The sequence below is a fragment of the Vibrio sp. MA40-2 genome (genome assembly GCF_047302445.1).
Taxonomy (GTDB): Bacteria; Pseudomonadota; Gammaproteobacteria; order Enterobacterales; family Vibrionaceae; genus Vibrio.
In genome coordinates this window covers 39,551-52,229 of the sequence record NZ_CP178628.1, presented here as the reverse complement: position 1 = coordinate 52,229, position 12,679 = coordinate 39,551, and the positions used below count along the sequence as shown (strand labels likewise).

The 12,679-nt window shown below is 39.2% G+C and carries 10 protein-coding genes; 4 read left to right on the top strand and 6 right to left on the bottom strand.

The annotated features are described in order from the left end of the window. Nucleotides 1-124 precede the first annotated feature (124 nt). Entirely contained in the window at nucleotides 125-1,531 is a 1,407-nt protein-coding gene (locus ACLKML_RS07630; protein ID WP_413284807.1) for an anion permease, read from the bottom strand. Between the two features lie 321 nt (nucleotides 1,532-1,852). Here ACLKML_RS07630 and ACLKML_RS07625 point away from each other — a divergent pair, with 321 nt between their 5' ends. Both ACLKML_RS07625 and ACLKML_RS07620 read left to right on the top strand, forming a co-directional pair. After that, nucleotides 1,853-3,439 carry a GHKL domain-containing protein gene (locus tag ACLKML_RS07625; protein ID WP_413284806.1) on the top strand — a complete coding sequence of 529 codons (1,587 nt, stop codon included), beginning with the start codon at nucleotides 1,853-1,855 and terminating at the stop codon, nucleotides 3,437-3,439. Continuing rightward, nucleotides 3,436-4,104 carry a response regulator gene (locus ACLKML_RS07620; RefSeq protein WP_413284805.1) on the top strand — a complete coding sequence of 223 codons (669 nt, stop codon included), beginning with the start codon at nucleotides 3,436-3,438 and terminating at the stop codon, nucleotides 4,102-4,104. The genes ACLKML_RS07625 and ACLKML_RS07620 overlap by 4 nt, the downstream gene beginning before the upstream one ends. A gap of 22 nt (nucleotides 4,105-4,126) precedes the next feature. On the opposite strand, the gene ACLKML_RS07615 is transcribed toward ACLKML_RS07620, so the two are convergent. Next, entirely contained in the window at nucleotides 4,127-4,981 is an 855-nt protein-coding gene (locus tag ACLKML_RS07615; RefSeq protein WP_413284804.1) for an ion transporter, read from the bottom strand. A 714-nt stretch (nucleotides 4,982-5,695) separates the two neighbouring features. Between ACLKML_RS07615 and adhE the strand changes: the two genes are divergently transcribed. Next, complete coding sequence (gene adhE / locus ACLKML_RS07610) at nucleotides 5,696-8,380, top strand: bifunctional acetaldehyde-CoA/alcohol dehydrogenase (protein WP_413284803.1); 2,685 nt, start codon at nucleotides 5,696-5,698, stop codon at nucleotides 8,378-8,380. Nucleotides 8,381-8,513: 133 nt separating this feature from the next. Here the strand turns inward: adhE and ACLKML_RS07605 are convergent, their stop codons facing one another. The 4 genes from ACLKML_RS07605 to znuC form a co-directional block, all read right to left on the bottom strand. Continuing rightward, a complete protein-coding gene (locus ACLKML_RS07605) occupies nucleotides 8,514-9,194 on the bottom strand; it encodes an SDR family oxidoreductase (protein ID WP_413284802.1) in 681 nt (226 codons plus the stop codon). Nucleotides 9,195-9,354: 160 nt separating this feature from the next. Continuing rightward, complete coding sequence (locus ACLKML_RS07600; protein ID WP_413284801.1) at nucleotides 9,355-9,873, bottom strand: VC2046/SO_2500 family protein; 519 nt, start codon at nucleotides 9,871-9,873, stop codon at nucleotides 9,355-9,357. A gap of 78 nt (nucleotides 9,874-9,951) precedes the next feature. Beyond that, nucleotides 9,952-10,737, bottom strand: coding sequence for a zinc ABC transporter permease subunit ZnuB (gene znuB / locus ACLKML_RS07595; RefSeq protein ID WP_413284800.1), 786 nt, complete (start codon nucleotides 10,735-10,737; stop codon nucleotides 9,952-9,954). Further along, on the bottom strand, nucleotides 10,730-11,512 hold the full coding sequence (gene znuC, locus ACLKML_RS07590) for a zinc ABC transporter ATP-binding protein ZnuC (RefSeq protein WP_413284799.1): 783 nt from the start codon (nucleotides 11,510-11,512) through the stop codon (nucleotides 10,730-10,732). The genes znuB and znuC overlap by 8 nt, the downstream gene beginning before the upstream one ends. An 80-nt stretch (nucleotides 11,513-11,592) precedes the next feature. Here znuC and ACLKML_RS07585 point away from each other — a divergent pair, with 80 nt between their 5' ends. After that, entirely contained in the window at nucleotides 11,593-12,474 is an 882-nt protein-coding gene (locus tag ACLKML_RS07585; protein WP_413284798.1) for a zinc ABC transporter substrate-binding protein, read from the top strand. Nucleotides 12,475-12,679 lie beyond the last annotated feature (205 nt).

Below are 12,679 nucleotides of genomic sequence, written 5' to 3'. Positions count from 1 at the left end.
CGATAAAAATATAGAGCGCCAAATTTATGCAATATTTGGCGCTCTATTTAGTTTTGGACCATTTTAATCTTACCGAATCCATTACTTGAGATCCGTTAGCGAGTGGTTGTAGTCTTGCCAAGTTTTACCAAAGACCAATTAACTTCCACCATAGACCACCGATAACAATAAATATCGGTACGACGATTAGAGAAAAGATAAAGCCCAGTTTCCACCACTGTTTAAGGGATACAAATCCTGCACCAAACAGTATAGGTGCCGGACCAGATGAATAGTGTGTGGTCGACATGTAAAGATTACTGAATATACCCAATACAATCGCTGCCAATAAAGGAGGGGTTCCGGCTGCTATCGCTATCATTAAGAACACGGTATACATAGCGCTAATATGGGCCATTGCACTCGCCATCAAGTAGTGAATGTAGTAATAAACCAAGAGTAAAATGACAAACGTTAGCATCCAATTGAAGCCAAGTAACGAGTCTCCAATGATGTTACCTAACCACGTAATGAAGCCAAGATTGTTGAGTTGGGTTGCCATCATTACTAATACGGCAAACCACGTAATGGTATGCCAAGCCTCTTTTTCATTCAGGACAGCATCCCAAGTAATTGTGCGTGTTATGAGAAGAAACACCAATCCTAATAGAGCCGTAACGGTTGAGTGAAGAGAGAGCGTTGGACCGAGCACCCACAAAGTGACCATGCTGACGAAAGTACCGCAAATAAACCATTCATCTTTAGACATACTGCCGAGTTGCTGTAGTTTCGTTTTTGCGAGATCTCGCATTTCAGGAGTCTTTTTCAATTCCGGAGGGAAAACATAGTACATAGCAAGTGGTATAACAATAAGGCAGATGATGCCGGGTAGCGATGCCGCTAACGCCCAGTCGCCCCAACTAATAGTCACACCTTGTTCTTTTGCAAAACCTGCAGCTAATGGGTTTCCGGCCATAGAGGTTAAAAACATCGCGCACGTAATAGCATTGCATTGGAATATGCATTGAACTAAGAAAGCGCCTATTTTATTTTGTGTTCCTTTGCTAGGATCTGAATCGTATGCACTGGCGACGGAACGAAATAATGGTGAAATAATACCACCACACCGAGCTGTTGTGCTTGGTGTTGCTGGCGCAAACAGTAAATCAGTAAAAACTAATCCGTAAGCAAGTCCTAAAGAATTATTGCCTAATTTAGATATAAACCAATAGCCAACTCGAAGTCCAAAGCCAGTAGAGATAAAACCCCGAGAGATAAAAAATGCAGCGGCTATCATCCAAATTGTAGGGTGTCCAAAACCCGAAAGAGCCGTGCGTATTGGAAGCACCCCTAAAAGAGTACTTGCGCATAGTCCAATAAGTGCCATTGCTCCTAGAGGAAGTGGGGCGACAATTAAGCTCAATACGGTAACTATAAAAATAGTCATCATGTGCCATGCATTACTATCTAGCCCCTCAGGGGAAGGTATAAACCACAATATCGCGCCTATGATGAGAAGGGCGATTAAGCGGGTGTTACTTGATGTTTTCATAAAATTACTCCTGTTTTTTTAAGAAAATATCGTTTGCATCGCTTTGGATAACTGCTTTAAATCAAAAAAACTTCAGTCGAGATTGTTCATTGTTTTTTGTTTAGGTTCTGCCCAATGATTAATGAAATTTTGATGAAATTTATTTGATTGAATTAATAAAAACAGTAAAAAAACCAAATTAGATATGTATCAAAATAATTGACCGAATGTTCCGTAACGTCTGCAGTAATGCGTTATCTTGAGGTACAGGGTATGGGAAGTAATACAAATAGGTATAGTGCGACAGCGCGGTGTCGAGATGACTTGGAGTAATATGACAATATGTTGATTAACGTTCAAAAGCTTCATTTGTCTTTCACAAAACAGCTGTTTTTTTTGTTAATTGCCGTTTTTGTTGTAGGGGCACTGACCTGGTGGTGGTTTAGTAAAAGTTATACAAACGAGTTGATTAGCGAACAATTGGCAGTAAAGGCCAAGATACAATCAACTCAACTAGCTATATCTGCTGGTTTAGTCGAGGCTGTTGAGACAGGAAAGGTATCCGCTGTTGCAGAGCTTATAAGCAAAGCACAGAAATTGAGTGACGCTGACTTTATAACCGTAAGTGATATAAACGGTATTCGAATGGCGCATCCTATTAAAGAAAGAGTCGGGTTGCCGGTAATGGGAGGAGATATAGACCGAGCGCTATATGATGGGGAATCATATCTATCACATAGTGTAGGGTCTCTTGGCCCGTCAGTTCGATATATTACGCCTATTTTTAATCATCAAAATAAAATTATAGGCATGATTAAAGTCGGATATTTGGTTGATACACTCGAGTTTTGGAGCGGTCAATTATTACAACCAGCGATTTTTTTTATTTTTGGAATGTTGGTTTTCTCGACCATTTTCTCTTATGGTTTTTCCCAGTTAATCCGCTCCCAAATGCAACAACTAGAGCCGTGGCAGCTGGTCCAAACACTACACACCAATCAAAGTGTTTTACAGGCTATTCATGAGGGGATATTAGCTATCGATAAATATGGCTGTGTGTATTTGGAAAATCAATCGGCATTAGAACTACTCAATATTAATTGCCAGACTCTAATTGGCGAAAAGATAGCTGACCATCTAGATGACGACTATGCGCACAATGTGTTAGCCACGCCGGTTGTAGATAAATTAGTTAAAATTAATGGACAAGAGTTGGTTATGACTTGTGTACCGGTCAACAGTGATCAAGCCGATACTGGTGTGGTGTATAGCTTTCGATCTCATAAAGAAATAAAAGTACTTTCAGATAAACTAAGTCAAGTTAAGCAGTATGTTGAAAGTATTAGAGTGTTAAGGCATGAGACAAGTAATAAACTCTCGATTATTGCCGGGTTATTACAAACGAATCAGATTGATAAAGCACTTTATGTTGCTCTAAAACAGAGTCAATTAACCCAATGTCAATTGGATGGTTTTTCAAAATTGTCTAACTTTCCTATCTTATCTGCACTTCTATTAGGTAAGAAAGTAAAAGCGAATGAGAAAGGTATACGAGTAGATGACTCTCAAGTGGCTTTCGAGCAGATTCCTAGTACGCTGTCAGAAGAAGATTTGTCCAGTATTCTTGGCAATTTGATTGATAATGCTATGGAATGTTTTACACATTTTGATAACGCTGTAATTACGGTGTGCGTTTCAGAGTCGAAAACAGAAACTATCATACGAGTGGCCAATAACGGACCTATGATCCAAGTGTCGTTAGCGACAATATGCCAAATGGGTTTTAGTACAAAACAAGAAAAAACGGAGCACGGTATCGGTATGTACCTAGTTAACTCATTAGTTATGCGGGCTTCTGGTTATATTGAATTGGATAGTGATGACGGTGATACTTTGTTTAGTCTTTATTTTCCTAAGGATAACGAATGATTAATATCTTAATTATTGAAGACGAAATTGAAATTGCTTCGTTGCATGCTTATTTTATTAAACGATTAAGTCATTTTAAAGTTTCTGGTATGGTTTGGAACTTGAATGAGGCTAGAGAATATTTAAAAAATAATAGTGTCGATTTAATATTAATCGACAACTATTTACCAGATGGTTTGGGCATTGATTTCATCTCAGAATTACAATGTGAGACCCATTGCATCTTAGTCACTGCAGCTAACGATACTGAATCAATAACCAAGGCTAATAAATCAGGTGCATTTGATTACGTTGTAAAGCCGGTTGATTATCACAGATTGGAAAAAGGATTGTTAGATTTCTATGCTTACCATGAGAAATTGGCAAATTCTGACTATTTTCGACAAGACGAAATCGATAAATTACTTTTTGATGGGGTAAGGCGAAAACGAGACACGAGTATAGACCCATTTTTACTTACTATGATTGTTGAGTTGTTTCCTCATACGCATGTGGAACATACGGTCGAATCGATTGCTAAGCTGGTGTCTGTCAGTAAAACGACCGCTCGTCGATACTTAGATAAAGCTGTAGATGATGAAGAATTGATCGCTTTTTTAGTGCACGGAAAAGTTGGACGACCAACACGAATTTATCGTCGTCCAACGTTAGCCGAAAAAACTTAACCATACTATTTTTATCTGTACTTTACTTTTCTACATGGACTCGGTTATCAGGATCGGCTAATTCACTGCCACAGTGTTTACAAAACATAGCGTCAGATTCATGACCGTTTTTCATACAATTTGGGCATTTAACTAAGGTTTTATGCGAGTTCATTTCCTGATGCAATTCTGCAGTAATAATGCCAGTAGGGACCGCTAAAATAGAATAGCCTAGCAGCATAGTAATGGCGGCAATGGCCTTGCCTAACTCAGTTTGAGGAACTAAATCGCCATAACCTACGGTTGTAATGGTTACGATGGCCCAATAGATGCTCTGAGGCATACTGGTAAAGCCATGTTCGGGGCCTTCAATGACAAACAACAACGCACCAAAGATAGTGACTAAAATGGCAACGGCGCTGAAAAAAATGAATATTTTCCTGCGTGACATAAGTAGTGACTTGAGCAATATATTAGAATCTTGTAAGTATCTTACTAACTTTAGTATTCGAAAAATCCGCAACACCCGAATTAATCGAATGACACTCAAAAATGAAGCTGATGGGAAAAGGATGGCTAAGTAAGTTGGTAAAATGGCAAGAAAATCAATGATTCCGTAAAAGCTTTTTGCGTAAGCGACTGGCTTGGGTGAACACCAAAGTCGCACTAAATACTCTAATGTGAATACACAAGTAAAACCATATTCCAATAAATTAAAGGTGTCTGTCCATTCTTTATTTATTGCGGCAACAGAATCGAGCAACAGTACTAATAAAGAAAGTAAGATCGCGATAATCAAGCAGATATCAAAAACTTTTCCCGCCAAGGTATGCGTTCCAAAAATGACCACATAAGTTTTGTGCTTCAGTGTTTCTGCTGTCGAATTATGATGTTCCACTATGATTTCCAATAATTGTTTCTATACCTTGATAGTACAATATCAGACAAGATAATGTACGCCTAAGCTTAGTCTATTATCGTCATTTCACGGCGATTTGAGGTTATCGATAATCTTGAAAGTAAAATACATAAATTTATTACCAATTTATTAAGCTAGCAATATCAAAAGTGAGACGATGAAAAGACAGTCATTTTGAAGTGAATTATTGTAGACAAAAGCACGTTTTTGCAAAAAAAAATCGCTGAGTGTGGTGATGTATATCACAGCTTATATACTATATTAGTAGCACGTTCTTGATGTTCTTCTGTTTGAATGTTGTACAAAAAGTGAAAGGTTCGAATTATCCATGGTTTTTTGTCGCAATTAATCAATTTATTTGTCTTTTTTTAGTAATTTAAATTGTTTTTATTTTTGATTTAAAACAATAGGTTAGTGTTGTTTGTGAAATTTAGTAACCATAAATAGGTAATTAACTTATCAGAACTGATCTGGGTCAATTTCTTTCGGGGCTCGAAATATTATAATCACCCCCAAGAGCTATTTACTAAGTTTGTAGAATGCTTTCATTTCAGAGCACAAGGTGGCGCTACGAGATTTGTTGTGTATTCCTGTAAGAATCACACTATTAAATTGAACGCACTGTCGAATTGAAAGAGCTTCAATAGTCTTAATAAAGAGTTTTTTATATTTTTTATTTTATGGAGATTTATTATGCCTGTAACCAATTTAGCCGAACTAGATGCTTTAGTTGCTCGAGTGAAAGCTGCACAAGAAGAATTTGCTACTTTTTCTCAAGAACAAGTAGACAAAATTTTTCGCGCTGCTTCTCTTGCCGCTAACCAAGCACGTATTCCTCTTGCCCAGCAAGCGGTTGCGGAGTCTGGCATGGGTATTATCGAAGACAAAGTAATTAAGAACCACTTTGCTTCAGAGTTTATTTATAACAAATACAAAGATGAAAAAACCTGTGGCATCTTAGACGAAGATGAAAGCATGGGCACGATGACTATCGCAGAACCTGTAGGAATTATCTGTGGTATTGTTCCAACAACTAACCCAACATCAACTGCTATCTTCAAATCTCTGATTTCATTGAAGACTCGTAACGGTATTATCTTTTCACCACACCCACGCGCTAAGAATTCAACTAATGACGCGGCTAAAGTTGTTTTAGATGCAGCGATTGAAGCGGGCGCACCAAAAGATATTATTGGTTGGATTGACCAGCCTTCTGTTGAACTTTCTAATGCACTGATGAAACATGATGGCATTGCTCTTATCCTTGCAACTGGTGGCCCAGGCATGGTTAAAGCAGCGTACTCTTCTGGTAAACCAGCTATTGGTGTTGGTGCCGGTAACGTTCCTGTTGTTATTGATGATACGGCTGATGTTAAGCGTGCTGTTGCTTCAATCCTAATGTCTAAAACGTTTGATAACGGGGTAGTTTGTGCCTCTGAGCAAGCAGTAATCGTAATGGACGAAGTTTATGATGAAGTGAAAGCGCGTTTTGCTACTCACAAAGGTCATGTACTGAGTAAATCCGATGCAGACAAAGTGCGTAAAGTGCTACTAATCGATGGCGGACTTAACGCTAAAATTGTTGGTCAACCTGCTACTGCCATCGCAGAAATGGCTGGTATTAAAGTGCCAGCGGATACTAAAATTCTTGTCGGTGAAGGTTTGGGTGAAGTGTCTTATGACGACGAATTCGCTCATGAAAAATTGTCTCCAACACTGGGTATGTTCCGCGCGTCTTCATTTGAAAATGCAGTAGAACAAGCGGTAACCATGGTAGAAATTGGTGGTATTGGTCACACATCTGGTTTGTATACTAACCAAGACGTAAATGCTGATCGTATCCGTTACTTTGGCGACAAACTAAAAACAGCTCGTATTCTTGTTAACATTCCAACAACTCACGGTGGTATTGGTGACCTTTATAACTTCAACGTAGCGCCTTCTCTAACACTGGGTTGTGGTTCATGGGGTGGTAACTCTATATCTGAAAACGTAGGACCGAAACACCTAATCAACAAGAAAACTGTTGCTAAGAGAGCTGAAAACATGTTGTGGCATAAATTACCTAAATCAATCTATTTCCGCCGTGGTAGCCTTCCAATCGCTCTTGGTGACTTAGAAGGTAAGAAACGCGCATTTTTAGTTACCGACCGCTTCCTATTTAACAACGGCTATGCTGATGAAATTGTGAGCCTGTTGAAAGCGCAGGGTATGGAAGTACAAACTTTCTTCGATGTAGAAGCGGATCCAACGCTATCTGTTGTTGAAAAAGGTGCCGCTCAAATGCAAAGTTATCAACCTGACGTTATCTTGGCGCTTGGTGGCGGTTCTCCAATGGATGCAGCTAAGATCATGTGGGTAATGTATGAGCACCCAGAAACGCATTTCGAAGAACTAGCAATGCGCTTTATGGATATTCGTAAACGTATTTACAAATTCCCTAAAATGGGCCAAAAAGCCGAACTTGTTTGTATTACTACTACTTCAGGTACTGGTTCAGAAGTTACACCGTTTGCTGTTGTTACCGACGACAAAACAGGTGCTAAGTATCCATTAGCTGATTATGAGTTAACTCCTCAAATGGCGATTGTTGATGCAAACCTAGTAATGAATATGCCGAAGTCTCTAACAGCATTTGGTGGTTACGATGCCGTGACTCACGCATTAGAAGCGTATGTTTCTGTACTTGCTAACGAATATTCTGATGGTCAAGCTCTTCAAGCGCTTAAAATGCTTAAAGAATATCTACCATCAAGTTATGCAAACGGAGCGAATGACCCAATTGCTCGTGAAAAAGTACACAATGCAGCAACCATTGCTGGTGTAGCATTTGCTAACGCATTCTTAGGTGTTTGTCACTCAATGGCACACAAAATAGGTAACGCGTTCCACATACCTCACGGTCTTGCTAACGCACTGCTTATCTCGAACACAGTTCGTTATAATGCGAACGATAACCCAACTAAGCAAACTGCTTTCTCTCAATACGACCGTCCACAAGCTCGTCGTCGTTATGCTGAAGTTGCAGATCACTTAGGTCTTTCTCAACCTGGCGACCGTACCGCTCAAAAAATTGAGCGTCTACTTACTTGGTTAGAAGAGTTGAAAGTTGCATTGGATATTCCGCTTTCTATAAAAGAAGCTGGAGTTGCTGAAGCTGATTTTGTGGCACAACTTGATGCAATTTCTGTGGATGCGTTCGATGACCAATGTACTGGTGCGAACCCTCGTTATCCATTAATTTCTGAGCTTAAAGAAGTACTACTAACTTCTTTCCACGGTAAACCGTATGTTGAAGGTGAAACCTTCGAAGGTACTACCGTTATCAAGAAAAAAGATGACCAAAAACCTGCTGCTAAAACAGAAAAGAAAAAGTAAGTTTGTTGATAGCAAAATAAGTATGAGTAAGAGTTTTCGCTAGCACGTAATTCTTTCTCTTCTAAGACAAAAAATCCCTTTGATGTATCAAAGGGATTTTTTTATGCGCGTAATACTTAGCAATAGGCTTAAATTAAATTTCTGCCGCCATAATTCTGCCATTAAAGTATTCATTACAAACAATATATTCTGTACTTCGTATTAACTCATCTTGAATAACTGCCCAATGTGCGCTGTTTGAAGTAGCGTAGTGATTATATTCCACTGTATGGGCGGTTCCTGGGATAACTCCGCCGACTCGAATGTTAAAAGGCGCTAATTCTTTTGCCCAACTTTTAGTAAAACCAGAGACCATCGATCTGGCGCTTTCAAAGCCTAAGTCACGATTTTCAAATGGAAAGGTAATCATATTAATTATTAAGTTTTTTTTCGATGAGTCACGCATATGTTCGGCACAGGCTTGGCCAAAACTAAAGATAGGTGTCGCTAGCAAGCAAAGTTGGCTAGAAAAGTCGTTAGCCGTATCTTGGCTAGTTAACATCGGTAGTGGGGTACTTGGCCAATAGTTTATGAGTATGTCGATGTTAAGACCGCGGTTGTTGACTAAATCAGAAAATAGCGAGCGAATAGTGTGATCATTGTAGTCCGTAACGAGATACGTAAGGACATTATCATCTGTGATTTTTTTGAGCTGAATAGGATCGGTATCTATGGCAATAACGTCTGCGCCTAAACGACTAAAATGAGAAACCAAAGTTCTGCCTAGCTTATTGCCAGCAGACGTTATTACTATAACAGAGCCTTTTATATCCATTTTACCCTCTAATTGTTGCCTCGTTAGAATAGGTGCTACCTAATCAATAGTGGGTAATAAATAGCAATTAAGTTGTGAAAAACATCATGAAATGCATAATTATGCCTGAGTAAATGTTCAAGCTTAGGTTTATCTCACACTGTTAAGTCAAGACCAACGGTTAAGTTGATGTGCTTATTTGGCTTTCTCTAGTATTGACTACCAAGTGTTGATATAGGTCATTAGCAGCAACAATTGGCTTTTTAGCGGCTGTAAGTGAACGTTGAGTGTGAATGGAAATGTTATTGTACACTTCTTCCCCAAGATCATAGGTATGTTCGGTCATATAAGCGAGTGCATCTGGATTAAGCCCATGCTGCAGTTTTGCGCTAGTGATGCCACCTTGGTGAAAGTTGTTAGCGATATGCGCGCTTTTTGTATAGCTTTCTTGGTTAGATCGTAACGACTGTCTTGCTGCAACCTGGAATTGGTTGTGTAGTTCGTGTTCGGAAGTCGACGGGGTAGATAACTGTTCTAGTGGAGTATTATCACGAACATCATCTGAAAACATAGCAACTAACAAAGCAAAATCGGCGCGTCTTTTTTCGCTTACCGCTCTACAAACGGTTTCACCCATCTGTAGTTGGTTAATCGCACCAACTGAGAATGTCTCAGAATTATCTATTGCGTTTAATTGCATGCTTGCTCCTTGCTCGTTGCCTTTTTATCGGCAATCGAGCGAAAAGCTTTAGTCTTTATTTTTTAAATAATTGGTTTGTTATACGGAGGTTTTTTTTAATTGAGAAAGCATAAATATACCCGCGGAGCAAACAACAACAGACGGGCCTGCCGGCGTATCATAAAACCAAGAGAGACTGATGCCGAGTAGTACAGAAGCACAGCCAATAATGGATGAAAGTATGATCATTCTTTCTGGTGAATGAGAGAATTTTCTGGCGGTGGCGGAAGGAATAATAAGCAATGAGGTGATGATTAGTGCCCCGACAAATTTCATTCCGACAGCAATCACAGTTCCAACCAACAACATTAAAATCAATCTCATTAAATCAATATTAACGCCTTCAACTGAGGCCAGTTCCTCGCTGATTGTCGTGGATAACAGTGGTTGCCAGAAGTAATAAAGGATGATTGAAATAATCACAACACCAATATAGATGAAGTAAATATCCGAAACAGAAACAGACAATAAATCCCCAAAAAGGTAACTCATTAAATCTATTCTGACGTCGTCTAAAAAGCTGACCGCAACAAGACCCAAAGAGAGTGAACTATGGGCGAGAATACCGAGTAAGGTATCGGTACCCACTAACTGTTTTTTTTGCAAACTCACTAATATGATGGCGATAGCCAAGCAGCAAACGATAAGCGCTAAGTAAATATTGATATTGAGTATGATGCCTAATGCTAATCCCAATAACGAAGCATGTGCCAATGTGTCGCCAAAATAAGCCATTCGTCGCCAAACAACAAATGAGCCTAATGGTCCTGCGATAAGAGCGATGCCTAATCCGGCAAATATAGCGGGTAATAAGAACTCAAGCATGATTATGCTTTACCTCTTGTTGTTCAGAGCAACAATCTTGCTGACTGGCTGGATAACCAGACAAATCGTGTTTATCTTGATGGGAGTGATGATAAACCGCTAACGAATGTTTTGCTTGTTGGCCGAAAAGCTCGACATAAGAAGGGTGAGTACTAATAGACTCGGGTTCTCCTGAACAACAAATATGATGATTAATACAAACTACTTTATCTGTTTTTGCCATGACTAAATGCAGATCATGCGAAATCATTAATACGGCACAGCCAAATCGATGACGTATGGTTTCAACCAAGTTATATAATTCTATTTGACCTTGCACATCTACGCCTTGTGCTGGCTCGTCTAACACTAGCAATTCTGGACGACGCAATAAGGCTCTTGCAAGTAGGACACGTTGGTTCTCACCACCAGATAAGCGATGCATATCATTGGTGGCTAAGTGTGTCGCTCCAACCAGTTGCAACGCTTCGGTACGTTGTTGTTGGTTGTATTTACCGGCCAGTTTTAAGAAACGATCAACGTGTAATGGTAGTGTTTCATTTAGTTTTAGTTTTTGTGGGACATATCCAACCGTCAACTTTTTTTTCTTTTTAATTTCACCTTTATCCGGCGTGACTAGGTTCAAAATCGTTTTAATTAACGTCGACTTTCCTGCGCCATTAGGGCCAATTATGGTGGTTATTTCGTTGGAATAAATATCTAGACTGATATTCTTTAAGACGTCGCGGTTATCGAATCGAACACAAATGTCTTTCATGCTCACAAGCAAGGACATGAACAAATCTCATTTACAAGTTAAGTTGTTATAATATAACATCCACTGTGAAATTAAAACCAACTTTATGTGAAGTGAAAATGAAAAGCCTTAGTAAAATTGGCTTGTGTGTAGTGGCATTGCTGTCTCTACCCACTCAAGCCATGACGATCTTAACCAGTATCAAGCCATTACAGTTGATTGTAACGGAAATTACCGACAGTGTTTCAACGCCAGAGTTATTATTAAGTTCTACTGCCTCGCCACACGATTATGCCTTAAAACCGTCGGATTTAAGCAAAATTAAAAATGCCGATTTAGTGGTTTGGTTTGGACCAGATTTGGAACCTTTTTTAACCAAAGTGATTGGTGAATCAGAAAAAGCATTGTGGTTATCCAAAAGCGATATAACGCTACGTTCGTATAGTAAAGCGGGCCATGATGGTCATAATCATGGTAATTTTGATCCACACATTTGGCTTGGGCCAATTCAAGCGGAGCAAACGGCTAAGGCTATTGCAGCCAAACTAATAGAGTTGGATAAAGAGAATGCCGCTGTCTATCAAGCCAACTTAGAACGCTTTGTTAGTAATTTAAGTCAAACAGAGCAGCAGATTAAAACATTGCTCTCTCCTCACCTAACTAATGGCTACTACGTATTCCATGATGCATATGAATATTTTGAATCGTACTTCGACCTTAATAATCTTGGTCATTTTACCCTGTCACCTGATAGAAAACCTGGTGCTAAGACCTTAATTCAAATTCGTAGTGCGCTAAGAAAAGGCGAAGTTAAATGTGTTTTTTCTGAACCACAATTTGAACCCGCTATCATCGAAACGGTAACCAGAGGGAGTGACGTTTATATTGGTGTTTTAGATCCGCTTGCGACAGATATTGAACTAAAGAAGGGCGGCTATTTTCAGTTTCTTACTCATTTAGCAAACGATTATGTTGAATGCCTTTCTTATGGTAAGGAATAATCGTCACCATTGTGCAGAAGCGTTTGTTCTTGTGAGCTCGATGTAACCATAATACATGCGGTACATCGGCAGTAGACATGAGAGCAATTGGTTTAAATTTGTTATTCGTAACCAGACTCGGTTATCAACAACAAGCCAATAAAAAGCGCTGTACTCACAGCGCTTTCATATAACTTTTTACTTAACAGATGAGAACGTTAGCAAG

What these genes read in the sequence shown, in the direction of transcription:
- ACLKML_RS07630 (WP_413284807.1), bottom strand. Translation starts at nt 1,531, where the DNA reads ATGAAAACATCAAGTAACACCCGCTTAATCGCCCTTCTCATCATAGGC.
- ACLKML_RS07625 (WP_413284806.1), top strand. Translation starts at nt 1,853, where the DNA reads ATGTTGATTAACGTTCAAAAGCTTCATTTGTCTTTCACAAAACAGCTG.
- ACLKML_RS07620 (WP_413284805.1), top strand. Translation starts at nt 3,436, where the DNA reads ATGATTAATATCTTAATTATTGAAGACGAAATTGAAATTGCTTCGTTG.
- adhE (WP_413284803.1), top strand. Translation starts at nt 5,696, where the DNA reads ATGCCTGTAACCAATTTAGCCGAACTAGATGCTTTAGTTGCTCGAGTG.
- ACLKML_RS07605 (WP_413284802.1), bottom strand. Translation starts at nt 9,194, where the DNA reads ATGGATATAAAAGGCTCTGTTATAGTAATAACGTCTGCTGGCAATAAG.
- ACLKML_RS07600 (WP_413284801.1), bottom strand. Translation starts at nt 9,873, where the DNA reads ATGCAATTAAACGCAATAGATAATTCTGAGACATTCTCAGTTGGTGCG.
- znuB (WP_413284800.1), bottom strand. Translation starts at nt 10,737, where the DNA reads ATGCTTGAGTTCTTATTACCCGCTATATTTGCCGGATTAGGCATCGCT.
- znuC (WP_413284799.1), bottom strand. Translation starts at nt 11,512, where the DNA reads ATGTCCTTGCTTGTGAGCATGAAAGACATTTGTGTTCGATTCGATAAC.
- ACLKML_RS07585 (WP_413284798.1), top strand. Translation starts at nt 11,593, where the DNA reads ATGAAAAGCCTTAGTAAAATTGGCTTGTGTGTAGTGGCATTGCTGTCT.